The organism is Xanthobacter lutulentifluminis (genome assembly GCF_043194675.2).
In the GTDB taxonomy this organism is placed as follows: domain Bacteria; phylum Pseudomonadota; class Alphaproteobacteria; order Rhizobiales; family Xanthobacteraceae; genus Xanthobacter.
On the sequence record NZ_CM195525.1, the window covers coordinates 2639622 to 2664868 of the forward strand.

21 protein-coding genes and 2 riboswitches are annotated in these 25247 nt (G+C 71.1%); of the genes, 5 read left to right on the forward strand and 16 right to left on the reverse strand.

What is annotated here, in order from left to right; all coding sequences use genetic code 11:
* Positions 1-24 precede the first annotated feature (24 nt).
* From V5F49_RS12090 to V5F49_RS12100, 3 genes are all read left to right on the forward strand, one after another.
* A complete protein-coding gene (locus V5F49_RS12090) occupies positions 25-573 on the forward strand; it encodes an SH3 domain-containing protein (RefSeq protein WP_394115565.1) in 549 nt (182 codons plus the stop codon).
* An 88-nt stretch (positions 574-661) separates the two neighbouring features.
* Positions 662-1732, forward strand: a complete 1071-nt coding sequence (locus tag V5F49_RS12095; protein ID WP_394115564.1) for a YeiH family protein — start codon at positions 662-664, stop codon at positions 1730-1732.
* Positions 1733-1760: 28 nt separating this feature from the next.
* The gene (locus V5F49_RS12100; protein ID WP_394115563.1) at positions 1761-2702 is read left to right on the forward strand and encodes a LysR family transcriptional regulator; all 942 of its coding nucleotides are present in this window, start codon (positions 1761-1763) and stop codon (positions 2700-2702) included.
* Here V5F49_RS12100 and V5F49_RS12105 read toward each other — a convergent pair.
* The 15 genes from V5F49_RS12105 to tesB all read right to left on the reverse strand — a co-directional run bounded on the left by V5F49_RS12105 (position 2671) and on the right by tesB (position 22141).
* Positions 2671-4551 (reverse strand): ABC-F family ATP-binding cassette domain-containing protein, encoded by a 1881-nt coding sequence (locus V5F49_RS12105; RefSeq protein WP_394115562.1) that lies wholly within the window; start codon positions 4549-4551, stop codon positions 2671-2673. The genes V5F49_RS12100 and V5F49_RS12105 overlap by 32 nt on opposite strands.
* A gap of 96 nt (positions 4552-4647) precedes the next feature.
* Positions 4648-6213 (reverse strand): aminomethyl-transferring glycine dehydrogenase subunit GcvPB, encoded by a 1566-nt coding sequence (gene gcvPB, locus V5F49_RS12110; protein ID WP_394115561.1) that lies wholly within the window; start codon positions 6211-6213, stop codon positions 4648-4650.
* A complete protein-coding gene (gene gcvPA, locus V5F49_RS12115; RefSeq protein ID WP_394115560.1) occupies positions 6213-7568 on the reverse strand; it encodes an aminomethyl-transferring glycine dehydrogenase subunit GcvPA in 1356 nt (451 codons plus the stop codon). The genes gcvPB and gcvPA overlap by 1 nt, the downstream gene beginning before the upstream one ends.
* 17 nt (positions 7569-7585) lie before the next feature.
* Positions 7586-8059 carry an OsmC family protein gene (locus V5F49_RS12120; RefSeq protein ID WP_394115559.1) on the reverse strand — a complete coding sequence of 158 codons (474 nt, stop codon included), beginning with the start codon at positions 8057-8059 and terminating at the stop codon, positions 7586-7588.
* Positions 8060-8061: 2 nt separating this feature from the next.
* The gene (gene gcvH / locus V5F49_RS12125; RefSeq protein WP_394115558.1) at positions 8062-8439 is read right to left on the reverse strand and encodes a glycine cleavage system protein GcvH; all 378 of its coding nucleotides are present in this window, start codon (positions 8437-8439) and stop codon (positions 8062-8064) included.
* A gap of 3 nt (positions 8440-8442) precedes the next feature.
* On the reverse strand, positions 8443-9588 hold the full coding sequence (gcvT, locus tag V5F49_RS12130) for a glycine cleavage system aminomethyltransferase GcvT (RefSeq protein WP_394115557.1): 1146 nt from the start codon (positions 9586-9588) through the stop codon (positions 8443-8445).
* Positions 9589-9647: 59 nt separating this feature from the next.
* Positions 9648-9758: riboswitch (glycine riboswitch) on the reverse strand.
* A gap of 3 nt (positions 9759-9761) precedes the next feature.
* Positions 9762-9861, reverse strand: a riboswitch (glycine riboswitch).
* A 195-nt stretch (positions 9862-10056) separates the two neighbouring features.
* On the reverse strand, positions 10057-10995 hold the full coding sequence (locus V5F49_RS12135) for a hypothetical protein (RefSeq protein WP_509210672.1): 939 nt from the start codon (positions 10993-10995) through the stop codon (positions 10057-10059).
* Between the two features lie 135 nt (positions 10996-11130).
* A complete protein-coding gene (locus V5F49_RS12140) occupies positions 11131-12423 on the reverse strand; it encodes a M16 family metallopeptidase (RefSeq protein ID WP_394115555.1) in 1293 nt (430 codons plus the stop codon).
* 77 nt (positions 12424-12500) lie between these two features.
* Positions 12501-13841 (reverse strand): insulinase family protein, encoded by a 1341-nt coding sequence (locus tag V5F49_RS12145; protein ID WP_509210673.1) that lies wholly within the window; start codon positions 13839-13841, stop codon positions 12501-12503.
* A gap of 330 nt (positions 13842-14171) precedes the next feature.
* Entirely contained in the window at positions 14172-14843 is a 672-nt protein-coding gene (locus V5F49_RS12150; protein ID WP_394115553.1) for a hypothetical protein, read from the reverse strand.
* A gap of 91 nt (positions 14844-14934) precedes the next feature.
* Positions 14935-15465, reverse strand: coding sequence for a signal peptidase II (gene lspA / locus V5F49_RS12155; RefSeq protein WP_394115552.1), 531 nt, complete (start codon positions 15463-15465; stop codon positions 14935-14937).
* Positions 15466-15622: 157 nt separating this feature from the next.
* Positions 15623-18634 carry an isoleucine--tRNA ligase gene (gene ileS, locus V5F49_RS12160; protein WP_394115551.1) on the reverse strand — a complete coding sequence of 1004 codons (3012 nt, stop codon included), beginning with the start codon at positions 18632-18634 and terminating at the stop codon, positions 15623-15625.
* 451 nt (positions 18635-19085) lie between these two features.
* Positions 19086-20582, reverse strand: a complete 1497-nt coding sequence (locus V5F49_RS12165; RefSeq protein ID WP_394115550.1) for an ammonium transporter — start codon at positions 20580-20582, stop codon at positions 19086-19088.
* A 29-nt stretch (positions 20583-20611) separates the two neighbouring features.
* Positions 20612-20950 carry a P-II family nitrogen regulator gene (locus V5F49_RS12170; RefSeq protein ID WP_394115549.1) on the reverse strand — a complete coding sequence of 113 codons (339 nt, stop codon included), beginning with the start codon at positions 20948-20950 and terminating at the stop codon, positions 20612-20614.
* Between the two features lie 318 nt (positions 20951-21268).
* A complete protein-coding gene (gene tesB, locus V5F49_RS12175) occupies positions 21269-22141 on the reverse strand; it encodes an acyl-CoA thioesterase II (protein WP_394115548.1) in 873 nt (290 codons plus the stop codon).
* 209 nt (positions 22142-22350) lie between these two features.
* Between tesB and V5F49_RS12180 the strand changes: the two genes are divergently transcribed.
* Positions 22351-23613 carry a ubiquinone biosynthesis hydroxylase gene (locus V5F49_RS12180; RefSeq protein ID WP_394115871.1) on the forward strand — a complete coding sequence of 421 codons (1263 nt, stop codon included), beginning with the start codon at positions 22351-22353 and terminating at the stop codon, positions 23611-23613.
* Between the two features lie 211 nt (positions 23614-23824).
* On the opposite strand, the gene V5F49_RS12185 is transcribed toward V5F49_RS12180, so the two are convergent.
* Positions 23825-24037, reverse strand: coding sequence for a Trm112 family protein (locus tag V5F49_RS12185; protein WP_394115547.1), 213 nt, complete (start codon positions 24035-24037; stop codon positions 23825-23827).
* Between the two features lie 281 nt (positions 24038-24318).
* Here V5F49_RS12185 and V5F49_RS12190 point away from each other — a divergent pair, with 281 nt between their 5' ends.
* Positions 24319-25221, forward strand: a complete 903-nt coding sequence (locus V5F49_RS12190) for a DMT family transporter (RefSeq protein WP_394115546.1) — start codon at positions 24319-24321, stop codon at positions 25219-25221.
* Positions 25222-25247 lie beyond the last annotated feature (26 nt).

Below are 25247 nucleotides of genomic sequence, written 5' to 3' on the forward strand. Positions count from 1 at the left end.
CGATTTCAGAAGGAGAGGTCACCCATGGTGACGGGGATCGGATCGAAGATGCGGATGGCGGTCGCGGCGCTGGCGCTGGCGGCTGGGGTCGGCTTCGGCGGCACCGCGCAGGCGGCCGAGGCGGTGGCCGTGTCCAACGTCAACCTCCGTGCCGGCCCCAGCACCAGCTTTCCGGTGGTGGTGCAGGTGCAGGCCGGCTCGGGGTTGACCACCCACGGCTGCCTCGCCGACTACAGCTGGTGCGACGTGGGCGTGGGCGGCATGCGCGGGTGGATGGCGGCGCAGTACATCCAGGTGATCCAGAGCCCCGGCGCCTCGCCGGTGGTGATGACGGCCGCGGTGGCCGCCGGCCTCGGCATCGCCGCGGTGGCGTTCAACCAGTCCTACTGGAACACCCATTACGTGGGCCGTCCGTGGTACGGCCAGTGGAACCGCTATTACGGCCCCTATGCACGGGGTCCGGTGGGGCATGCGGGGGCGACGCGCTGCTACAACGGCGCCTGCCGCCATGTGGGCGTCACCCGCGGGCCCGCCGGCAACACGGTGGTGCGGCGCGGCGTGGTGGTGCGTTGATCGCCAATCTCGATTGATTGTAGAAATATAACTCGTTTGATTGATGGAATAGGCCGCGCGATGCTCCGCCCAATTCCGGAGCAACGCGATGACCGAAAATACAGCGTCCACACCGGCCGATGGCCTCGCCCAGGAAGGGCGGGGCGAGGCCGGCCCCCATCCCCTCACCACCGCCTTCGGCGGCATCCTGCCGGGCCTCGCCTATACCGGCGCCATCGCCGGGGCGGCCTATGGCCTGCGGTTCATTCCCGGCCTCGGCCTGGTCAGCCCGCTCATCCTCGCCATCGTCATCGGCATGGCCCTGCACAATGTGTTCGGCACGCCGGCGGCGGTGAAGCCGGGGGTGAAGTTCGCGCTCCGGCGCATCCTGCGCTTCGCCATCGTGCTGCTCGGGCTCCAGCTCACGTTCGCGCAGGTCCGCTCGGTGGGGCTCACCGGCTTTTCCATCGTCGCGGTCACCCTGTTCGCCACCTTCTTCGTCACCCGCTGGATGGGCCGCCTCATGGGCGTGGACCGCCAGCTGTCGGAGCTGATCGCGGCGGGAACGGCCATCTGCGGCGCCTCGGCGGTGATCGCCACCAACACGGTGACGCGCGGGTCCGACGAGGACGTGGCCTATGCGGTGGCCTGCGTCACCATCTTCGGCTCGCTCTCCATGCTGCTGATGCCGGTGCTGCTGCCCTATACCGGCCTCGACGCCCACGGCTTCGGCCTGTGGACCGGCGCCTCCATCCACGAGGTGGCGCAGGTGGTGGCGGCGGCCTTCCAGGGCGGCCAGCAGGCCGGCGAGTTCGGCACCGTGGCCAAGCTCTCGCGGGTGATGCTGCTGGCGCCGCTCGTCATCGGCCTCGGCGCCGCCGCCATCATCCGCGCCCGCGGCGACCGGGAGGCCGGCCACGCCAGCCCGCCCATGCCGTGGTTCGTGTTCGGCTTCATCGGCATGGTGATGCTGGCCTCCAGCGGCTGGGTGCCGGCCGAGGTGAAGATGCCTGTGGCGACCACCACCACCTTCCTCCTCGCCGTCGCCCTCGGCGCCATGGGGCTGGAGACGGACATCGCCAAGCTGCGGCTGAAGGGCGCCCGCCCGCTGCTGCTCGGCGCCGCCGCCTGGCTGTTCATCTCGGCGCTGAGCCTTATCCTCATCCGCGCGCTGACCTGACCGGCGCGCGCTTCAGGCGGCGGAAAGCATGACGCTGGAACAGCTGAAGGTGTTCGTCACCGTCGCCGGACTGCTGCACATGACGCGCGCCGCCACGGCGCTCCACATGACGCAATCGGCGGTGAGCGCCTCGGTGGCGGCGCTGGAGGCCTCCTGCGGCGTCGGCCTGTTCCACCGGGTGGGCCGGCGCATCGAGTTGACCGAGGCGGGCCGCGCCTTCCTGCCGGAGGCGGAAGCCGTGCTCGCCCGGGCCGAGGCGGCCGAGACGGTGCTCGCCGATCTCTCCGGCCTCCGGCGCGGCCGGCTGGCGCTGATGGCGAGCCAGACCATCGCCAATTACTGGCTCGGCCCGCTGCTGAACCGCTTCCACCAGGCCTATCCCGACATCGCCCTCTCGGTCGCCATCGGCAACAGCTCGGAGGTGGCGGCGGCGGTGCGCGCGGGGGAGGCGGATCTCGGCTTCGTTGAGGGGGAGGTGGAGGAACCGCTGCTTGCCCGCGTGCCCGTGCCCGGCGACCGGCTGGTGCTGGTGGTGGCGGCGGACCATCCGCAGGCGGGGCGCGCCGCGCTGACGGCGGAAGATCTCTTCGCCCTGCCGTTCGTGCTGCGGGAGAAAGGCTCGGGCACGCGGCAGGTGTTCGAGGATGCCCTGCGCGCCTCGGGGCTCGATCCCGCCGCGCTGAAGGTGGTGCTGGAGCTGCCCTCGAACGAAGCCGTCATCAGCGCGGTGGCTGCGGGGGCGGGCGCGACCGTCATCTCCGACCTCGCCGTTGCCGCGGCCCTTGCCCTCGGCACCCTGCGCCAGCTGCCGCTCGGCTTTCCCGCCCGGCGCTTCTACGTGCTGCGCCACATGGACCGCTACCATTCCCGCGCCGCGCAGGCGCTGATGGGAATGGTGCGCGCGCCCGAGGCGCCGGCCCCCGCGCCTTCTGCCCCGCTCAGCCGTCCGCGGCCTCGAGCTCGGCGCTGACGGTGAGCCATTCCTCCTCGGCCGCGGTCAGCTTGTCCGACGCCTCGGCGCGCGCCTTGGCGAAGCGGGCGGCATCCATGGGCTTCCTGGCGTGCAGCTGCGGGTCGGCGAGCTTGGCATCGAGCCCGGAGATCTCCGCTTCCAGCTTCGCCACCGCGCTTTCCAGCTCGCGGATGCGCTTCTTGAGCGGCCCCGTGGCGATGCGTTTGCGCGGCTCGGCCTCGGCCTCCTTGCGGGTCTCCGCCTTGTCCTTGCGTCCGGCGTCGGTCATGCGGTCGCCGTCGGCGCGGGCGAGCACCTCGCCGCGATACTGGTCGAGATCGCCTTCGTAGGCCTTCACCGTGCCGCCGGCGACGCGCCACAGCCGCTCGGCGCAGGCTTCCAGCAGGTGGCGGTCGTGGGAGATGAGGATGACCGCGCCGGGGAAATCGTTCAGCGCCTCGATGAGGGCGGCGCGGGCCTCGATGTCGAGGTGGTTGGTGGGCTCGTCGAGGATGAGCAGGTGCGGCCCGTGGAAGGTGGCGAGGCCGAGCAGCAGCCGCGCCTTCTCGCCGCCGGAGAGGGAGGAGACCTTGGTGTCGGCCGCGCCGCCGGAAAAGCCCATCTCCGCCGCGCGGGCGCGCACCCGGGCCTCGGGCGCGTCCGGCATCAGCCGGCGCACATGCTGGGCCGGGCTGTCGCCGGGGATCAGCTCGTCGATCTGGTGCTGGGCCAGATAGGCCACCTCCAGCTTGTCGGCGCGGATGACGGCGCCGCTTTCCGCCTCCAGCCGGCCGGCGAGCAGCTTGGCGAAGGTGGACTTGCCGTTGCCGTTGGGGCCGAGCAGGGCGATGCGGTCGTCCTCGTCGATGCGCACATCGAGATTGCGCAGGATCGGCTTGCCCGGCTCATATCCGACACTGACGCGGTTCATCACCACGATGGGCGGGGAGAGCAGGCGCTCGGGATGGCGGATGGAGATGGCCGCCGCCTCCTCGCTCACCTGCGCCGCCAGTGGCTCCATCCGCGCCAGCGCCTTCAGGCGCGACTGGGCCTGCTTGGCCTTGGTGGCCTTGGCGCGGAAGCGGGCGACGAACGCCTCCATGTGGGCGCGCTTGGCCTCCTGCTTCTTGCGGGCCTTCTGGTCCAGCAGCAGGCGCTCGCGGCGCTGCCGGTCGAAGGAGGAGAAGCCGCCCTTGTAGAGTGTGAGCTTCTGGCCGGTGAGGTTGAGGATGTGGTCCACGCTCTCGTCCAGAAGGTCGCGGTCGTGGGAGATGAGGATCACCGTGCGCGGGTAATGCGCCAGGTAATCCTGCAGCCACAGGGTGCCTTCGAGGTCGAGATAGTTGGTGGGCTCGTCGAGCAGCAGGAGGTCCGGCTCGGTGAAGAGCAGGGCGGCGAGCGCCACGCGCATGCGCCAGCCGCCGGAGAACTCGGCGCAGGGCCGCTTCTGCGCGCTCTCGTCGAAGCCGAGGCCGGCGAGGATGGTGGCGGCGCGCGCCGGCGCGGCATGGGCGCCGATGTCCACCAGCCGCAGCTCGATCTCCGCCATGCGGGTGGGGTCGGTGACGGTCTCGCGCTCGCTCAGCAGCGCGGCGCGCTCGGTATCGGCGGCGAGCACGCGCTCGATCAGGCTGTCGGGACCGGCGGGCGCCTCCTGCGCCACCCGGCCGATGCGGGTGCGGCTGGGCAGGCGGATGGCGCCGCTCTCCAGCTCCAGCTCGCCCACCAGCGCCTTGAACAAGGTGGTCTTGCCCGAGCCGTTGCGGCCCACCACGCCCACGCGCGCATTCTCGGGGATGGCGACGGAGGCATGGTCGATGAGGAGGCGGCCGGCGAGGCGCAGCGAGATATCGTCGAGAACGATCATGCCCGCGCTTTTCGCAACAACGGCCCGGAGGGGCAAGGGAAAGCAGCGGGGGCAGCGGCGAGGAGCAGCGGACGCGGCCCCTCGCCGTAGGGGCGGCTACTGCGCCGCGTCGGGGATCGGCTCGGGCTTCACCCAGCGCAGCACCGGGGTGCGGGCGGCGCGGGTCTCGTCGAGCCGGCGGCGCGGCGCATAATAGGGCGCGCCGAGGAAGCGTGCCGTATCCCCCGCCTTCGCCGCCATGGCGAGATCGCGCAAGGCGGCGATGAACAGGTCCAGCGACGCCTTGGACTCGCTCTCCGTGGGCTCGATCAGCATGGCCCCGTGCACCACCAGCGGGAAATACACCGTCATGGGGTGGTAGCCCTCGTCGATCAGCGCTTTCGCCACGTCGAGGGTGGAGATGCCGGTGCCGGCGAGCCAGGCGTCGTCGAACAGGGCCTCGTGCATGGCCGGCCGCTCGGCGAACGGCGCGCTCATGAGGTCCATCAGCGAGGCGCGGATGTAGTTGGCGGAGAGGACCGCATCCTCGGACGCCTGCCGCATGCCGTCCGCGCCGTGGGAGAGCATCCACGACAGGGCGCGCACGAACATGCCCATCTGGCCATGGAAGGCGCTCATGCGGCCGAGCGCCTGCTCGGCCCCTTCCGTCCCTTCCTCCTCCACCAGCGCAAGCCCGTCCGCCGTGGCGAGGAGGGCCGGCACCGGGGCGAAGGGGGCGAGCGCCTCGGAGAGCACCACCGGCCCGGCGCCGGGACCACCGCCGCCGTGCGGGGTGGAGAAGGTCTTGTGCAGGTTGATGTGCATGGCGTCGACGCCGAGGTCGGCGATGCGCACCTTGCCGAGGATGGCGTTGAAGTTGGCGCCGTCGCAGTAGAAATAGGCGCCGGCCGCGTGCACCAGCTCGGCGATGGCCACCACGTCGCGCTCGAACAGCCCGCAGGTGTTCGGGTTGGTGAGCATCAGCGCCGCCACGTCGTCGCCGAGAGCGGCGCGCACCGCCTCCGGGTCCACCGTGCCGTCGGCGCGGGCGGGGATGGCGCGCACCTGATAGCCGATGAGGGCGGCGGTGGCCGGGTTGGTGCCGTGGGCGCTTTCCGGCACCAGCACCACGTTGCGGGTGGAGCCCCTGGCCGCGTGCGCGGCCTTGATGGCCATCATGCCGCACAATTCGCCATGGGCGCCGGCCTTGGGGGTGAGCGCCACCGCCGCCATGCCGGTGAGCTCCAGCAGATAGCGCGACAGCTCCGCCATCAGCTCCAGCGCGCCCGGCACGGTGGAGAGGGGCTGAAGCGGGTGGATGTCGGCAAAGCCGGGCAGGCGGGCCATCTTCTCGTTGAGGCGCGGGTTGTGCTTCATGGTGCACGAGCCGAGCGGGAACAGGCCGCTGTCGATGCCGTAATTCATGCGCGAGAGGCGCACGTAGTGGCGCATGGCCTCGGGCTCGGAAAGGCCGGGCAGCTCCGGCGGAACGGCGCGCCTGTGGGCTCCGAGCCGGTCCTTGAACGGGGCGGGCTCGGGGATGTCCACGCCCGTCACCTCGGTGCGGCCGATCTCGAACAGCAGGCCCTCTTCCAGGTCCAGTGCGCGGTTGCCGGTGAAGGTCTCGGGCGCGAACGGGGCGGCGGATTGCGGCGTGGTGGCGCCGCGGCCTTCGCGGTTCATCACAGCACCTCCTTCAGGGCGGCCGCATAGGCGGCGCGGTCGTCGTCGGTGGTCACCTCGGTGGCGGCGACGAGGATGAGGTCGTCGAGGCCGGGCACCTCCTGCGAAATCTTGGGTACGAGGCGGGAATAGGGCACGCCGGCGAGGATGCCGCGCGCGGCCAGCTTCTCCACCACCTCCGCGGCGGAGCCGGGCACGCGCAGGGTGAACTCGTTGAAGAAGGTGTCGTTGAGGACGCTCACCCCCGGCACCGAGGCCAGCCGGTCGGCGAGGTCGCAGGCGGCGGCGTGGTTGAGGCGGGCGAGCCGCGTCAGCCCGGCCTGCCCCAGCAGCGACAGGTGGATGGTGAAGGCCAGCGCGCACAGGCCGGAATTGGTGCAGATGTTGGAGGTGGCCTTCTCCCGCCGGATATGCTGCTCGCGGGTGGAGAGGGTGAGCACGAAGCCGCGCCGGCCTTCCGCATCGACGGTCTCGCCGGCGAGGCGGCCGGGCATCTGCCGCACGAACTTCTGCCGGGTGGCGAACAGGCCCACATAGGGCCCGCCGAAATTCAGCGCGTTGCCGATGGACTGGCCCTCGCCCACCACGATGTCGGCGCCCTGCGTGCCCGGCGGCTCCACGAGGCCGAGCGCGACCGCTTCCGTGAACACCGCCACCAGCAGCGCCCCCGCCTTGTGGGCGGCCTCGGCGATGGGTTTGAGGTCCACGAGGTTGCCGAACACGTCCGGCGACTGCACCACCACGCAGGAGCAGCTGTCGTCGATGGCGGCGAGGATGTCCTCCCCGCCGGCGGGCACCGGCGGCAGCGCCACCACCTGATCGGCGGCGTAGCGCGAGACGGTCTCGATGGTGGCGCGATAGTGCGGGTGCAGGTTGCCGGCGACGAGCGCCTTGCGCCGCCTGGTGACGCGATGCGCCATCAGCACCGCCTCGGCGGCGGCCGTGGAGCCGTCGTACATGGAGGCGTTGGCCACCTCCATCGCGGTCAGCTCCGCCACCTGGGTCTGGAACTCGAACAGGTATTGCAGCGTGCCCTGCGCGATCTCGGGCTGGTACGGCGTGTAGGAGGTGAGGAATTCCGAGCGCTGGATCAAATGGTCCACGCTCGCCGGCACGTGGTGGCGATAGGCCCCCGCGCCGACGAAGAAGGGGACCGCGCCCGCCGGCACGTTCTTCGCGGCGAGGCGGGCGAGCGCGCGCTCCACCTCCATCTCGCCCTGGGCAAGGTCGAGGTGCGGCAGCTCGGTCTCGCGGACGGACTGGGGGATGTCGGCGAACAGGTCGTCCACCGCGGGAACGCCGATGCGCGCGAGCATCTCGGCGCGGTCCTCGGCGGTGAGGGGAAGATAGCGCATGGATCCGCCTTGCGGTGTCAGGCGAGGGTGAAGCGCGGCAGGATGATCATCTCCGCGCGCAGCGAATGGGCCACGTAGCACTCCTCGTGCGCCCGGTGGTGGAGGGCGGCCACGTCCGCCTCGGTCGGCAGCTTGTCGCCCGAGAAGACCATGACGGGGGTCAGCGTGATCTTCGAGACGAACAGCTTGCCCTTCTCGTTGGGCGTCATCTCGCCCACGGCCGCGTCCTCGTAGCTGTCCACCCGGAAGCCGCCGCGGCGGGCGAGATCGAGGGCGAACAGCATGTGGCAGCTGGAAGCGGCGGCCACCAGCGCCTCCTCGGGGTCCACCGCGTCCTCGCGGGAGAGCGGCACCCGCACCGAGCCGGGCGCGGAGGAGCCGGGCACCTCGATGCCGTCGAATGCCCAGACATGGCCGCGCGGATAGCGGCCGTCGGTGAAGGCCGCATCGCCCCGGGCCCAGCGGATGGTGGCGTGATAATCGTGGCCCATGGTCAGCCCAGCGTGTCCAGATAGTCCTTGTAGGCGTGCTCGTTCATGAGCTCGTCGAACTCGGCCGGGTTGGAGAGCTTGAGCTTGAGGAACCAGCCCTTGCCCTGCGCGTCCTCGTTGACGAGGCCGGGGGCGCCTTCCAGCTTGGCGTTCACCTCCACCACCTCGCCGGAGAGGGGGGCGTAGACCTCGCTCGCCGCCTTCACGCTCTCCACCACGGCGGCTTCCTTGCCCTTTTCCACCGCCTTGCCCACGTCGGGCAGCTCCACGAACACCACGTCGCCAAGCTGCTGCTGGGCGTAGTCGGAGATGCCGACCACGGCCAGGTCGCCTTCCATGCGCACGTATTCGTGGTCCTTGGTGTAGCGGACGCTCGTCATGGATCAGACCCCCGTCTTCTGTTTGCGCGCATAGCGCGCCGGCACGAATGGAAGCGGTGTCACGGTGGCCGGCAGGGCCTTTCCGCGCACCAGGATGTCGAGGCGGGTGCCGGGTGCGGCGAGGGCCGGCGGCACGTAGCCCATGGCGATGGGCGCGGCGAGGGTGGGGGCGAAGCCGCCGGAGGTGACCCGGCCGATCACCGTGCCCTCATGGGCGATCTCGGCACCCTCGCGGCCCGGGGCGCGGCCGTCCAGCCGCAGGCCCACGCGCAGCCGGGACGCTCCCTCGGCCAGCTCGCGCTGGACGCGCGCGGCGCCCGGAAAGCCGCCCTCGGCGCGGCGGCGCTTCTGGATGGACCAGACCAGTCCCGCCTCCACCGGCGAGGTGGTGGTGTCGATGTCGTGGCCGTAGAGGCACAGCCCGGCCTCGAGGCGCAGGCTGTCGCGGGCGCCCAGGCCGATGGGCTTCACCTCCGCTTCCGCCAGCAAAGCGGCCCAGACGGCCGGGGCGGCCTCGGCGGGAACAGAAATCTCGTAGCCGTCCTCGCCGGTGTAGCCGGAGCGGGAAATCTCCACCGGCTCGCCGTCGAAGGTGGAGGCGGTGGCGGCCATGAAGTCCAGCGCCGCCGCGTCGGGGCAATGGCGGGCCAGCACGGTCGCCGCTTCCGGCCCCTGCAAAGCGAGGAGCGCGCGCTCCGGCCGCGTCACCAGCGCCACCGCCTCGGGCAGGCGGGCGGCGATGTGGGCGAAGTCGGCGGCCTTGCAGGCGGCGTTCACCACCAGAATCAAGGTGCCGTCCGCCGCCGGGTCGGCCGGGCGGGTGACCATGAAGTCGTCGAGGATGCCGCCGTCATCTGCCGTGAGCTGGGAATAGCGCTGCCGGCCGGGCGCGAGATTCAGCACGTCGGCGGGGGCGAGGGCCTCGATCGCGCGGGCGGTGGTGGCGTGGTCGGGGCCGCGCAGCAGGGCCTGGCCCATGTGCGAGACGTCGAACAGGCCGGCGTGGGTGCGCGTCCAGGCGTGCTCCGCGAGGATGCCCTCGGGATATTGCACCGGCATGAGATAGCCGGCGAACGGCACCATGCGCGCCCCGAGGGCGGCGTGGGCAGCGGCGAGCGGGGTTTCGAGCAGCGGCTCGGATTGATCCACGAGGGGCTCCCGGACGATAGCGCCAAATTCCGGATCCGGTGGGATCCGCGCGGCGCCCCCTCTGTCTCACGGACCTGAGAGATTTCACCGCGCCTCGTGGAAGGGCCGGCTTACTCCTTCGGTGAGCGGTGGCGACGCGCGAACGCGGCAGCCGACGCTGCTTTCCAGAGATTCGTCCCCCTGCGGTCCATTTGCCTGAGCGGTTCCGGGGCGGTTGCGCCTTCGGCGCCGGCTCACCCTCAAAGGGCTGCCGGTCTCTCCCGCAGGGATCGTCCGATATGCTGCGGCCGAGCCGAAGCCCGAACGCATCCGCAGCATAGGCGAACGGCGGCGGGCGTCAACGCGCCGCGCCACCGGCGACGCGATCGGAGACCGGCTTTTCCCCGACCGGCGCTGTGTCCATCCGGCAAACGGTGCCGAGATGCCTCCGCAGGCCGCCTGAAACGGCGCGCGGCGTTACGCGCGGCGTTACTTGGGCGGCGGGGAGAAGGTGCTGGTGGACGGCGGTGCCGAGAATCCTCCGCTCGACGGCGGTGCCGAGAAGCCGCCGCCGCTGCTGCCGCTGGAGGGCGGCGGGCCGAACACGTCGCTCGCCGGGGCGCCCGAAGACGAGGCCGCGGGCGCTGCCGGCTCGGCCGGGGCCGCCGCGGGCTTGGGCTTGGGCTTCGGCTTGGCGGCTGCCGAGGGAGCCGGCTTCGGCCGGTCACGCGGCTCGGGCGTGCCCTGCGGATCGAAGCCCACGTAGATCACATAGCGCTCCATGTCCGCTGGCTTCAGCAGCGGGAAGGAGATCTGGTCCTCCACCACGGTGAAGGCGGTGTGGCCGGGATCGGCCGGCACGTCCACCGCCACGGCGAAGAACTTGGTGGTGATGGTCTTCGGGTTAGGCCCCTCGTTCACCACGGCGATGCGGATGGGAACCTTCACCTGCCCGGGCGAGCCCTTCTCGCCCAGCAGGATGCGGCCCTCGATGCCGACCTTCACCAGCATGGTGCCGCCGGCGATGGAGCATTCGCGCGCCAGCCGGCCGATGGTGCCCTGATAGCGCAGGGCGCCGGACGGCTTGTCGGTGACCTGCCAGGTGGCGGCGCCGGTGCGCACGGTCAGCAGCGGGCAGTCATAGGTCTCGGTGTTGGCGCCGGAGCCGACCGTGAGGGCGCCGGTGGTGCCGCTGTTGACCACGCCGGCCGAGGTGGCGCTGGCGCCGCTCGCGACGCGCGTCCCGCCCGCCACGCCCACGTCCTGCGAGCCGAACGCCCCGTCCAGCCCCTCGCCGGCGCCGCAGCCGGCCAGCGTCAGGGCCAGCAGGGCCGGAACGATCAGCCGGGATGCGCATGCCCGACGATGCCGCACGGCGAAACCGCGCGCAGGGGCATCGTGAGGAGCGGTCGTCTGTCCACCCGCCATGTCGATCAACTCCGTCGGCTTTCCGGTCCCGGACGCCGTTATAGCAAAGCGGGCAATGGCTTCGGAACCTCCCGCCGACCCGTGGGGGCGGTAACGGGCAATTTGCACCAAAGTATGGTTACCCGGCGATCCCCCTCAGCCGCCGAGGCCCGCCGGCTTGCCGACCACCACCGTCAGCGCATCGCGGGCGACGGCGAGACGGCCCGCCACCCGCTTCAGGTCATCCAGCGTCACGGCCGCAATCAGGTCGTTGCGCTTGTCGATATAGTCGATGCCGAGATCGTCCAGCTGGATCTGCAGCAGCTGCCCCGCCACCTTCAGCGAGGTGTCGAACCTGAGGGCGTAGCTGCCCATGAGATAGCTGCGCGCCTCGTCCAGCTCCTTCTGGGAGGGGCCGTCCTTCAGGATCTTGCGGAACTCGTCGGTGATGATGGAGATGGATTCGCCCGCCCGCTCGTTCTTGGTGGCGGTGCCGGCGAACCACAGGCCGGTATGGGCCAGCGCCACCTGGTAGGAATAGACCGAGTAGGCGAGCCCGCGCGCCTCGCGCACTTCCTTGAACAGGCGCGAGGAAAAGGCGCTGCCGCCGAGGATGTGGTTGAGCACGTAGGCCGGGATGAAGTCCGGATCGCGCCGCTCCAGCCCGCCGGTGCCCATCACCACCACCGACTGCGGCACGTCGAGGGAGACCACGTCCACGGTGCCGATCTTCTGCGGCGTCACGTTGGCCACCGGGGTCAGCGTGGCGGTGGCGGGCAGGGTGCCGAACACGGCATCGAGCCGCTTGCCCAGCTCCTCGGCGGTGATGTCGCCCACCACCGCCACCCGCAGGTTGGAGCGGGCGAAGGTGCGGCGCACGAAGCCGGAGATGTCGTCGCGGGTGATGCGCGGCAGGCTTTCCAGCGTGCCGTCCACCGGCCGGCCATAGGGGTGGTCCGGGAAGGCGAGGGCGAACCAGCGCTCGTTGGCGATGGAGTTCGGCTCGGTGGAGCGCCGGCGCAGCATGGCCATGTGGGCGGCGCGGATGCGCTCTATGGCCTCGGTCTCGAAGCGCGGCTCGTTCACCGACAGGCGCAGCAGCTCGAACGCCTTCTCCCGGTTCTCGGAGAGCGTGCGCAGCGAGCCGCGGATCTCGTCGCGCCCGGCGTCGAAATGCAGCTCCACCGCGTGGTCGGCCAGCGCGCTCTGGAACTGGGCGGCGTCCAGCGGGCCGGCGCCTTCGTCCAGCAGCGAGGAGGTGAGGTTGGCGAGGCCGGGCAGCTCCTTGCCGTCCTGTGCCGCGCCGCCGAGGAAGGCGAACTCCATGGCGACCAGGGGCAGGGTGGTGTCATGCACCAGCCAGGCCTTGATGCCGCCGGGGCTCGTGACTTCGGTGATGCGGCTGGACTGGGAGTGCGCGGTGCCGGCGGAAAGAAGGGAGAGAGCCATCGCTGCCATCATGATGAGGAGCCGGCCGGCGCCAGGGCGGCGCGCGGCGCGGAAGGGAAGGGTGGCGGCGCCTGCCCTCACGAGCGGTTGTCCTTGCGGGGCTCGGCCTGCTTCAGGTGGCCCGTGACGGCGCGATCCGTCACCAGATAGCGGCGCGCCACGTCCTTCACCTGCTCGGCGGTGACCGCCTTGATCCGCTCCGGCCAGGCGCGGACGTCGTCGGCGGAGACGCCGGTGGCCCACGAGGCGCCGTAGATGCGCGCCAGCGTCGACTGGTTGTCCTGGGCGTAGATGGTGTCGGCGGTCAGGCGGGTCTTGGCGCGAGCGAGCTCCAGCTCGTCCACGCCCTTCTCCTGCAGCTCGGCGATCACCGCGTCCACCGCCGCTTCCAGGTCGTCGAGGCTCACGCCCGGACGGGGCGAGGCATAGGCGGCGAAGCGCGTGGCGTCATACGCCGTCCCCTGATACCAGGAGCCGGCGCCGGCGGCGACGCCCTTCTCCGCCACGAGCGTGCGGTAGAGGCGGCTGGTCTGGCCGCCGCCGAGGATCTGCGCCAGCACCTCCAGCGCCTCCGCCTCGCCCGGCTGGGCGGTGCGCAGGGACGGCACGAGATAGGTGCGCTGCAGGCTCGGCTGGGCCACGCGCGGATCGGCGAGCGCCACCCGGCGGTGGGCGCGGGGCTCGGGCTCCTGCGGGCGGGCGCGGGGCGGGGTGTCGGCGCGGGCGACCTTGCCGTAGGTCTTCTCGGCCAGCGCCTTCACCTCGGCCGGGTCCACGTCGCCGGCCACCACCAGCAGCGCGTTGTTGGGCGCGTAATAGCGGCGGTAGAAGGCGAGGGCGTCCTCGCGGTTGAGCCCCTTGATCTCGTGCTCCCAGCCGATGATGGGATGCTGGTAGGGGTGGTTCACGTACGTCGTGGCCTGCAGCACCTCGGACAGGCGCGCGCCGGGATCGTTGTCGGTGCGCATGCGGCGCTCTTCCAGCACCACGTCGCGCTCGGGCAGCACCACCTCGTCGGAGAGCTTGAGCCCGGTCATGCGATCGGCCTCGAAGCCCATCACCTTTTCCAGGTGCTCCTTGGCCACCCGCTGGAAATAGGCGGTGTAGTCCTGCGAGGTGAAGGCGTTCTCCTGCCCGCCGAGGCGCGCCACCTCGGCCGAGAACTCGCCCTGCGGGTGGGCGTCCGTGCCCTTGAACATCAGGTGCTCGAGGAAGTGGGCAATGCCCGACTTGCCCGCCTGCTCGTCGGCCGATCCCACCTTGTACCACACCATGTGGGTGACCACCGGCGTGCGGTGGTCGGGGATGACCATGACCTGAAGGCCGTTGGGGAGCTGGAACTGGGAGACTTCCGGCCCCGCAGCGTCGGCGATGCGCGGCGCAGCGGTGGCCGCACCGGCGGCAAGAATGGCAACCATGGCAAGACGGCTCATGAACACGTGGCGATCTTTCGGCATTCGACGCGCCGATGGGGCGGCACGTCAAGGATAGATAGTCACGGCGGCGCTCGCCGGAAGGCCCGCGCCCGCGGTTCGGCGGCGCATGATCCCGGCCCGGAGCGGCCGGCGCAGCGCCGGGGACCGGACGCAGCCGGCGGGCCTCGGTCCGATGAAAGCAGACGCGCGGTCATCCCGCGCGGGCTGTTCCGCCGTGCGCTGTTCCACCGTGTGCTGTACCACCGTGCGCCGCTCCGCCGTGCGCCGATGCGTCACGGCCGCTCGCGCGGCGGCCACGTCAGCCGCGTGCCGTCACTGCTTGTCGAACAGCGTCGGGAACTTGAACGGCTCCTTCTTCGCCTCAACCGTGCCGTAGGGCGCGTTGGGGGCGGGCGTCTGGTAGCCGGGCGGCGGCTGGACGAGGCTTTCGCGCTCCGGCTCGCCGTTGAAGGTCAGCTGGTCCTGCTTGCCGGTCAGTCCGTTCATCCAGCCGGTGAAGCCGAGCTGGTCGGGCAGCAGCACATCGCGCTTGGATTCCGCGCCCACCGGCTCGGTGGGGGAGGACGGCGCCTGCCCGAGGGTCTTGCGCTTGCCCTTGTTCAGCTCGGACGGCAGCAGCGGCCGGCCCGGATCATCGCGCACCACCGGCGTCCTGGAGGCCTCCGCCTCGCGCTTGCGGCGCGCCACGTCGGGGTCCTTGGGCCAGTTGGGGTTGGCATCCGCCGCGCTCGCCTGGGGCGGGGGCAGGGTGTCGGGCACCTTGGGCGGCACCACCAGCGGCGCGCGCTCGCGGTAGTCGATCTCGGGCTTGGGCTCCTCGTCCTTCAGCCCGAACAGCTGGAGGGCGGTGTCGAACACATTGGTGCTGCCGTCGATGCCCTGCGCCATCGCGGGCGTGGCGACCGGGGCCGCCGCGAGGAGGAAGCCGGCGCCGAGGGCGCCGCAAAGGCCGGCGGCCGCGCCGCGCAGACGTTTCGGGCTCACGCGCATCCTGTTGTCTCTCTTCGTTCCCGAGCGTGACCATTAGCCGGCGCAACCCATGCCGGGCAGCGCCAGTACCCGAGCGGAGCCGCGCTCATCCCTCGCGCGGGCCGTCGGAATTCGGCGCCATTGGCGCGGCCGAGGGCGGCGATTTTGAGGCACGGCTGAAGAAGGCATCATAAAGAAGCAGCGCCACCCCAACAACCACCGCCACATCAGCGAGGTTGAACACGTACCAGCGGTAGCCGAGGGCGTGCAGGGAGACGAAGTCGAACACCGCGCCATAGACCACCCGGTCCACCGCGTTGCCGATGGCGCCGCCGATCAGCAACCCGAGGGCGAACGCCTCCAGCCGGTTGTGCGCCCGCGTCAGCCAGACGCCGAACAGCAGGGCCGCCGCCACCTTGATGGCCACCAGCACCCAGCGGCCGGTCTCCCCTTGGGGAAACAGGCCGTAGCTGATGCCGTAGTTCCACAGGGCGACGAAATCGAGGAAGGGCGTGACCGGGTGCAGCTGCTGCGGCCAGCGCTCGGCCCAGGACAGGACGGCGACCTTCGACGCCTGGTCGGCGACCAGCACGACGAGGGCAATGAGAAGGCCGAAACGGATGGCGTGTCGCTGCAAGGTGCCTCTCGGGGCTGTCCGGTCCGCGATCCGGGCGGCCGCCGCGATGGTCGATGGCGCCCGCCCGCGCTCCGGTCATAGAGGAGCGGGCGGCCGCCGGCAACGCATCGCAGGGGCAGGCGGCCGGCCGGAAGCGGTCGGCCGCGACGACGTCCGCTTACTGCGCGGCTGCGCGTGCGGCGGCGAATTCCCGCAGCGCCGCCGCATCGCGCGGGGTCACGTCCGGGAACTCGGGATCGCTGCCCACCTCGGGCGAGATTTTCCACGAGCGGGCGCACTTGCGCCCCTCCGCGCGGGTCGGCACCACGGCGACGCCCGGCACGTCGGACAGGCGGAAGGCGTCCGCCGGGCCTTCCCCGCGCACGAGGCGCGCCGCGCTGGTGATGGAAATCTCCGCAAGATCGAGGCCGGCGAGGGCATCGGCCAGAGCGTCGTCGGAGATGAACACCTCCGGCGCCGCCTCCAGCGAGGAGCCCATGCGCTTGGCGGCGCGCTCCACCTCCAGCGCCCCGAGCACCACGCGGCGGATGAGCCGCACCCGGCGCCACTGCTCGGCCAAGGCGTCGTCGCGCCACGCCGCCGGCGTCTCGGGGAAGGCGAGGAGGTGCACCGAGCCCTCCTGGTCCCCGGTGCGGGCGATGTACGCCTCCTCGCAGGTGAAGGGCAGGATGGGCGCGAGCCAGGTCACGAGCCGGTTGAACACCTCGTCCAGCACGGTGAGGCAGGCGCGCCGCGTCACCGAGGACAGGGGATCGCAGTAGAGCGCATCCTTGCGGATGTCGAAGTAGAAGGCGGAGAGCTCGATGTTCATGAAGGCGGTCAGCGCCGCGTGCACCTTCTTGTAGTCGAAGGCGCGATAGGCGGCGCGGATCTCCCCGTCGAGCTCCGCGAGGCGATGCAGCACATAGCGCTCCAGCGAGGGCATCTCGCTCACCGCCACCCGCTCCTGCGGCCGGTAATGGTGCAGCGAGCCGAGCAGCCAGCGGATGGTGTTGCGCAGCTTGCGGTAGGTGTCGGCGGTGGTCTTCAGGATCTCCGGGCCGATCCTGAGGTCGTCCGCATAGTCGGAGGCGCAGACCCACAGGCGCAGGATGTCCGCGCCCGACTGCTTGATGACATCCTGAGGCGAGGTGACGTTGCCCAGCGACTTGGACATCTTGCGCCCGTCCTCGTCGAGGACGAAGCCGTGGGTCAGCACCACGTCGTAGGGCGGGCGGCCGCGGGTGCCGCAGCTCTCCAGCAGCGAGGAATGGAACCAGCCGCGGTGCTGGTCCGAGCCCTCGAGGTACATCACCTTGTCATGGCCTTCCGGCGGGCGCGCGGCCTTGAGATCCGGCCGCACCTCCAGCGTGAAGGCGTGGGTGGAGCCTGAATCGAACCAGACGTCCAGCACGTCGTCCACCTTCTGCCAGCCCTGCGCGGCGCGCTCGCCAAGGAAGCGCGCGGCGGCGCCTTCCTTGAACCAGGCGTCGGCGCCCTCGGCGGCGAAGGCCTCGGCGATGCGGGCATTCACCCCGGCGTCCTTCAGGATCTCCACCGAGCCGTCGCCCTTGTCCTTCACGAACACGGCGATGGGCACGCCCCAGGCGCGCTGGCGCGAGACCACCCAGTCCGGCCGGTTCTCGATCATGCCGGTGATGCGGTTCTCGCCGGCCGCCGGCACCCATTCCACCGTCTTGATGCCGGCGAGCGCGCGGGCGCGCAGGGTGTCGGGCGCATTGCCGGGCAGGGTCTCCGGGCGCGGCGCGGCCTTGCCGTCCGCGTCGCGGATGTCCTGGTCCATGGCGATGAACCATTGCGGCGTGTTGCGGAAGATCACCGGCTTCTTGGAGCGCCAGGAGTGGGGATACTGGTGCTTCACCCGCCCGCGCGCGAGCAGGTTGCCGGCCTCGATCAGCGCGGCGATGACGGCGCCGTTGGCATCGCCCTTCTCGCCCTTCTCGGTGATGACGCGCCGGCCCTCGAAGCCGGGGGCCTGGGAGGTGTAGAAGCTGTCCTCGTCCACCGTGTAGGGGATGGCGGGATTGATGCCGCGCTCCTCCAGCCAGCGGCGGTGGCTCACCCACGCCTCGAAGTCCTCCCGGCCATGGCCGGGGGCGGTGTGGACGAAGCCGGTGCCGGCGTCGTCGGTGACGTGGTCGGCCTCCAGCAGCGGCACCTGGAACTCGTAGCCGCCGAGGCCGAGGCGCGCGAGAGGATGGGCGAGGACCAGCCTCGCCAGCACCTGCGCCGGCACGTCGCCGCGTCGCTCGAAGGCGGTGACACGCGCCGACTTGAACACCTCGTCCGCCAGCTTGTCGGCAAGGATCAGGCGATCGCCGGCCTTGGCCCAGTTGTCGGCGGGGGCGTCGGTGACCTCATAGAGGCCATAGGCGATCTTCGGCGAATAGGTCACCGCCCGGTTGCCGGGCATGGTCCAGGGCGTGGTGGTCCAGATGACGACGGTGGCGCTGTTCAGGTCGCCCTCGGAGGCCACCGGAAACTTCACCCAGACCGTATCCGAGGTGAAGTCCTGATACTCCACCTCCGCCTCGGCCAAAGCGGTCTTCTCCACCACCGACCACATGACCGGCTTCGAGCCGCGATAGAGCAGCCCGTTCTCGGCGAACTTCATGATCTCGCGGGCGATCTGCGCCTCGGCCATGAACGCCATGGTGGTGTAGGGGCGGTCCCAGTCGCCCTCGACGCCGAGGCGCTTGAACTCCTCGCGCTGCCTGCCCACCCACTCCTCGGCATAGGCGCGGCATTCCTGGCGGAAGGCGACCATGGCGGCGGCGTCGGAGAAGTCGGGCTTCTGCTTGCCCTTCTTGCGGTAGTTCTCCTCCTCGATCTTCCACTCGATGGGAAGGCCGTGGCAATCCCAGCCGGGCACGTAGTTCGAGTCATAGCCCAGCATCTGCTGGGAGCGCGTCACCACGTCCTTGAGGATCTTGTTGAGCGCGTGGCCGATGTGGATGTTGCCGTTGGCATAGGGCGGGCCGTCGTGCAGCACGAAGCGCTCGCGGCCGCGGCCGGCCTCGCGCAGGCGCTCGTAGAGCTTGAGGCGCGCCCAGCGGGCGAGCAGCTCCGGCTCCAGCTTGGGCAGGCCGGCGCGCATGGGGAACGCCGTTTCCGGCAGCAGCAGGGTCTTGGAATAGTCCGTGGCGGCGGACGTCTCGGTCTCGGTCATGGATCGCTCGGGCAAGGGGGGCGGATCAGGGGCGAGGAAAACCCGGCGCCCCCCGCGCGCTCAGGCGCGCCGGCGGGGGGCCGGGCCGATAATTCGCGCCGGGCCGCAGCAGCCGCGGGCGTCTCGCCCATTGATCCGGAAAGAGCCGTACATGCCCCGGCTTCTAGCAGGCGTGCCGGGCGGCGAAAAGCCCGCATGTGCCGCAGGCGGCGGCGGGTCGGCGGGGTCGCGCGCCGGTGCGGGGACGCGGCGGTCGCACGCGGGCCTCGCATGCGGGCGTCGCATGCGGGCAAAGAAAAACCCCGGCGCCTGCGCGCCGGGGTCTTCCCGGTTCCCCTCTTTTTTGAACCTTCGGAGACGGGACGGGCCCGCTCCTGATGCGGTGCGCCGGGGTGGGACAGCCCGCCCCGATGCGACCGGAACGGGGCGGGAAGCTCCCGCCCCTTCCGGCTCACGAGTGGTAGGCGCGCTCGCCGTGCTCGTTGATGTCGAGACCCTCGCGCTCCACGTCGGTGGAGGGACGCAGACCCACCACCACCGAGATCACGAAGAGGATCACGGCGGTGCCGATGCCGGACCACGCCACGGTCACCAGCACGCCCTTGACCTGGGCGATGACCTGGGTGGCCATGTCGTAATCGGCGACCTTGCCGGTGGTGTAGTCGAAGATGCCGGTGCCGCCGAGGGCGGGGCTCACCAGGATGCCGGTGGCGATGGCGCCCACGATGCCGCCGATGCCGTGCACGCCGAACACGTCGAGCGCGTCGTCATAGCCGAGCGCGTTCTTGATGGCGGTGCAGAAGAAGAAGCAGATCGGGGACACGATGAGGCCGAGGACCAGAGAGCCCATGATGCCGGCGAAGCCCGACGGCGGCGTCACGGCCACGAGGCCGGCGACGATGCCCGAGGCGAGGCCCAGCATGGAGGGCTTGCCCTTCACCAGCCACTCCACGAGCATCCACGAGAGGCCCGCGGCGCAGGTAGCGATGAAGGTGTTCATCATGGCGAGGCCGGTCACCGCGTTGGCTTCCAGGTTGGAGCCGGCGTTGAAGCCGAACCAGCCGACCCACAGCAGGGAGGCGCCGACCATGGTGAGCGTCAGCGAGTGGGGCGAGAGCGCCTCCTTGCCGTAGCCCAGGCGCTTGCCGACCATGATGCAGGCCACGAGGCCGGCGATACCGGCGTTGATGTGCACCACGGTGCCGCCCGCGAAGTCGATCGCGCCCAGCGAGAAGATGTAGCCGGCATCGGCGAGCACGCCGTCGAGCGCGGTCTGGGCGGCGGTCTTGGCGGCGCCGTCAGCAGCGGCGGCGACAGCCTTGGCGGCGGCGTCGATCGCGTCCGGGCCGGCCCAGTACCACACCATGTGCGCCACCGGGAAGTACACGAAGGTCACCCACAGCGGCACGAACAGCACCACGGCGGAGAACTTCGTGCGCTCGGCGAAGGCGCCGAAGATGAGGGCGGGGGTGATCATCGCGAAGGTCATCTGGAACGCGATGTAGACCCACTCCGGCAGGGCGACGCCCACGGAGAAGGTGCCGACCAGCGATTCGGCCGTGACGCCCGAGAGGAAGGCCTTGGAGAAGCCGCCGATGAAGGGCGAGCCGCCGGTGAAGGCGATGGAGTAGCCGTAGAGAACCCAGATGATGCCCACGACGCAGACGCTGTACGTCACCTGCATGAGCACGGAGAGCATGTTCTTGGCGCGCACGAGGCCGCCGTAGAACAGGAACAGGCCGGGGATGGACATCATCAGCACGAGGGCGGCGGATGTGAGCATCCACGCCACGTCGCCCTTGTTGACGACAGGGGCGGCCGCGGCGGCCGCGGCGGTGGTGGTGGCATCGGTGGCGGGTGCGGCCGTCTGGGCCAGCACCGGCGCGGCGATGGCCGTCGCCAGCAGGAGCGCGGGAAGGCCCGCGCGGGTCCACGTCTTGAACGTCATGGATTATGGCTCCGTCGAATAAGGAAGGCTCAAAGCGCGTCGGCGTCGGTCTCGCCGGTGCGGATGCGCACGGCGTGATCGATCGGCAGGACGAAGATCTTGCCGTCGCCGATCTGACCGGTCTTCGCGGAGGAGGTGATCGCCTCCACCACCTTGCTGACCTGGTCGGCCGCGACCGCGACCTCGATCTTGAGCTTCGGCAGGAAGCTCACCGCGTACTCGGCGCCGCGGTAGATCTCGGTGTGGCCCTTCTGACGCCCGTAGCCCTTGACCTCGGTCACGGTCAGCCCGTGCACACCGATTCCGGTGAGGGCGTCGCGCACTTCCTCCAGCTTGAATGGCTTGATGATGGCCATGACGATCTTCATGGATCGGTCCCTGTTCCCTTGATGCCGAGGCGCCCCGGGAAGGGACGCGATCGGTGGTTCTCGCGGCGGCTTCGCCGAGCGGGTCGGGGGGCGATCCACGCCGCGGCTGGCAAGCCTGCGCAGTCAGGAATCAAGTACCGTGCCAAATGGGGCCAGCCACGGAGTCGCGTGCATATTTTTCAGCCATGCCGCGCGACGACATGGCTTCGCCGCCGGCCGGCCGCTTTCTTAGCCTATTTTTTGTGCGGTCTGCCTACGCGGGCGCCATTTCTGTCTCGCGCCTGCGTGATCGTGCTGTTGCGCTGCAGCTGGATGCGCTCAGCGCGGGACCACGGGACGGATCAGGCCTTCCTGCGTGGCGGAGGCGATGAGGGTGCCGTCGCGGGTGAACAGCTCGCCCCGGCAGAAGCCGCGGGCGCCTGATGCCGCAGGGCTTTCCTGCGTGTAGAGCATCCATTCGTCGGCCCGGAACGGCTGGTGGAACCACAGCGCATGGTCGAGGCTGGCCACCTGCATGTCGCGGTCGAGCACCGAGCGGCCGTGTGGCAACAGCGCTGCCTGGAGCAGCGACAGGTCGGATGCATAGGCCAGAACCGCCTGATGCGTGGGCAGATCGTCCGGCAGGCGGCCGCGGGTGCGCAGCCACATGCTCGGCTTCACGCCCGGCGAGCCCAGATAGGCCGGGTCGAGGCTGGTGGGCCGGATCTCGAGCGGGCGCAGGGCCATCCAGTCGCGCTTGGCGGCATTCGGGAAGCGGCGCAGCAGCTTCTCGCGCCACACGTGGTCCTCCGGAAGGTCCTCCGGCGGCGGCACGTCCGGCATGGTGCTCTGGTGGAACGGGCCCTCCTCCGTCACCTGGAACGACGCCGCCATGCTGAAGATGGCCTGCCCGTGCTGGATCGCCACCACCCGCCGGGTGGTGAAGGAGCGCCCGTCGCGGATGCGGTCCACGTCGTAGATGATGGGCACGCGCGAATCGCCGCCCAGCAGGAAGTAGCCGTGCAGGGAGTGGACGCCGCGCGATGCCTCCACCGTGCGCTGCGCCGCCACCAGCGCCTGCGCCACCACCTGTCCGCCGAACACCCGGGCCCCGTCCGAGGCGACGGTGCGACCGCGGAACAGGTTGATCTCAAGGGGCTCCAGGTCGAGGATGCCGAGAAGCGTATCCACGTCGGACGGTGAACCGGTCATGCGGCTTGGCTCGCTGAAAGCCGGCGCGCGGGGCGCTCGGGCGGAAACGGACGGGAGGCGCGAGGACGCCACGGCGCAACCGCTCGCGTCAACCCCAATTCGTGAGATGCTTTCCGTATACGATGGGCGCCCGGGGCGCCCGGCGGCCCCATGGCGCGCTGCGCGGGGCCGGACACAGGGCGAGGAGTGAAGGGATGGGCTCCGTGAACATGTCGATGGCCGAGGCCGCGAACGGCTTCGCCGCCGCCGGGACCGCGCCGCGCGCCGATGTCGCCATCGTCGGCGGCGGGCTGGCCGGGCTCAGCCTCGCGCTGGCGCTCCGGCAGGGGCTGGGGGGCGACGCCCACATCGTGCTGTTCGACCCGTTCATCGCCCGCGGCACCGTGGACGACGGCCGCTGCTCGGCCATCGCCGCCGGCGCGCGGCGCATGCTGACCGTGCTCGGCGTGTGGGACCATGTGGCGGCCAGCGCGCAGCCCATGCGCACCATGGTGGTGACCGACAGCCGCACCCGCGACATGGCGCGGCCCACCTTCCTCACCTTCGACGGCGACGTGCAGCCGGGCGAGCCATTCGCCCACATGGTGCCCAACGCCGACCTGCAACTGGCGCTGCTCGCCGCCGCCCGCTCCGCCGGCATCGATCTGCGGGCCGAGGCGGTGGATGGCTTCACCACCGATCGCAACGGGGTCACGCTCGCCGCGGCATCGGGCCTGCCGCTCGCCGCGCAGCTGCTGGTGGCGTGCGATGGCGCGAAATCGCGCATCCGCGGCATGGCCGGCATCGCCAACGTGGCCTGGGGCTACGGGCAGAGCGGCATCACCTTCACCGTCGAGCACGAGCGCCCGCACGAGGGTCGCGCGGAGGAGCATTTCCTGCCCGCCGGCCCGTTCGCGGTGCTGCCGCTGCCCGGCAACCGCTCGTCCATCGTCTGGACCGAGCGGACCGAGGATGCCGCCCGCATCGTGGCGCTGCCCGCGCTGGTGTTCCAGGAGGAGCTGGAGCAGCGCTTCGGCCATCGCCTCGGCTGGGTGCGGCCGGTGACCAAGCCCAAGGCCTACCCGCTCGGCTTCGCCATGGCGCGCAGCTTCATCGGCGAGCGCCTCGCGCTGGTGGGCGATGCCGCCCACCTCATCCATCCCATCGCCGGCCAGGGGCTGAACATGGGCCTGCGCGACGTGGCGGCGCTGGCGGAGGCGGTGACGGACGCCGCCCGCGTGGGCCTCGATTTCGCCGGCCCCGCCGTGCTGGAGCGCTACCAGCGCTGGCGGCGGTTCGACACGCTGGCCATGGGGGTGGCGACGGACGGCCTCAACCGCCTGTTCTCCAACCATTCCGACGCGCTTCGGGCGATCCGCGACGTGGGCCTCGGCCTCGTCGACCGCCTGCCGCGCCTGAAGGGCCTGTTCATCAAGGATGCCGCCGGCCTCACCGGCGCCGTGCCGAAGCTGCTGCGCGGCGAGGCGCTCTGAGGCCGCCTGCGATCGGGACGCCCGCCGCGCGTCCGGCGCTCGGCCGCAGTCCCGCGGCCGCCAATTGGGCGGGCCATCGGATCGCAGGATCGGCAGCCGGGCGTGAATGCGATTCAGCCCGTTGCACCCGGGCTGCCGTGGGAGTGTCCCGGCCCGGATCCCTTTTGCGAAGCCGGCCGACCGGACGGCGCGCGGCCCGCCGGACCGCGCCTCAGCGGTTCAGCTCGCTCTCGTCGAGCTTGCGGGCCTCGTCCGCGAGCATGATCGGGATGCCGTCGCGGATGGGGTAGGCGAGGCGGGCGGCGCGGGAGACGAGCTCCTGCCGCTCGCGGTCATAGTCCAGCGGCGCCTTCGTGAGGGGGCACACCAGGATTTCGAGCAGCTTCGGGTCCACGTCGTGGCCGGGGCGCTGGGATTGGGTCATGGCATCACTCGTTGGCTCGCCCGCCAGCGGGCGCGCGCCACCATAGCGGCGGTCCGCCGCCAGTTCACCCCCGATTGTGCGAGCCCTCTCCACAGGTGCGGGGCGCTGGTCCCGCCCGCCCGGGTCCTGTTTCGCGCGGCGGGTCCTGCTTCGCGCGGCGGGATCGGCCCGCGCGCCGCATCCATCACGGCGGCTGATGGGCCCATCAGCCGGATTTGCTGTTCGCGCGGGCGCCGAGCCCATACAAGTCGGGCCTCTCCCGCTCCCTCCCCAGAGGCGCCATGGATCGTCGCGCCCACACGGGCATCCTGCTCGGCCTCGTCGCCGTGGTCATGTTCGGCGCCACGCTGCCCATGACGCGGCTCGCCCTCGCCGATCTCAGTCCGTGGTTCATCAGCTTCGGGCGCGCGGCGCTGGCGGGGGTCGTGGCGCTCGCCGTCATCCTGGCCATGGGCCGCCCGTGGCCGGTGGATTCGCCGCGCACCCTGCGCGACCTCGCGATTGCCAGCGCGACGCTGATCTTCGGCTTTTCCATCTGCATCGGCCTTGCCACCCAGACCGTGCCGGCGGCCCATGGCGGCATCGTGCTCGGGCTGTTGCCCCTGTGCACCGCCATCGCCGCCATGGTGTTCGCCGGCGAGCGGCCGAGCCTCGGCCTGTTCGTGGCCAGCGCGGCCGGCGGGGCGCTGGTGGTGACGTTCGCGCTCCGCAACAGCGCGGCGGGCGGGCTCGGGGCCGGCGATGCCCTGCTGTTCCTCGCGGTGGTGATCTGCGCCGCCGGCTACGGCGTCAGCGGGCGCCTGTCGCGGCAGATGGCGGGGTGGGAGGTGATCGCCTTCATGCTCATCTTCAGCCTGCCCATCACGGCGCCGCTGGCGCTCCTCACCTTTCCGTGGGAGCGCGTGGTGAGCGACACCTCGTGGGCGGCCCTGCTCTATCTGGCGCTGTTCAGCCAGTTCATCGGCTTCTTCTTCTGGAATGCCGGACTGGCGCTGGGTGGCATCGCCCGGGTGGGCCAGGTGCAGCTGCTGCAGACCTTCGTGACGGTGGGCCTCGCCTGGCCCATCAATGGCGAGGTGCCGGACCTCGAGACGCTGGGGTTCGCCGCCGCGGTGGCCCTGGTGGTGGCGCTGGCGCAGCGCTCCGGCCGCGGGAAGCGCCGGACCCCGGCCGAGAGCGGCTGAGACGGGTTTTTCGCACGGTCCTGAAA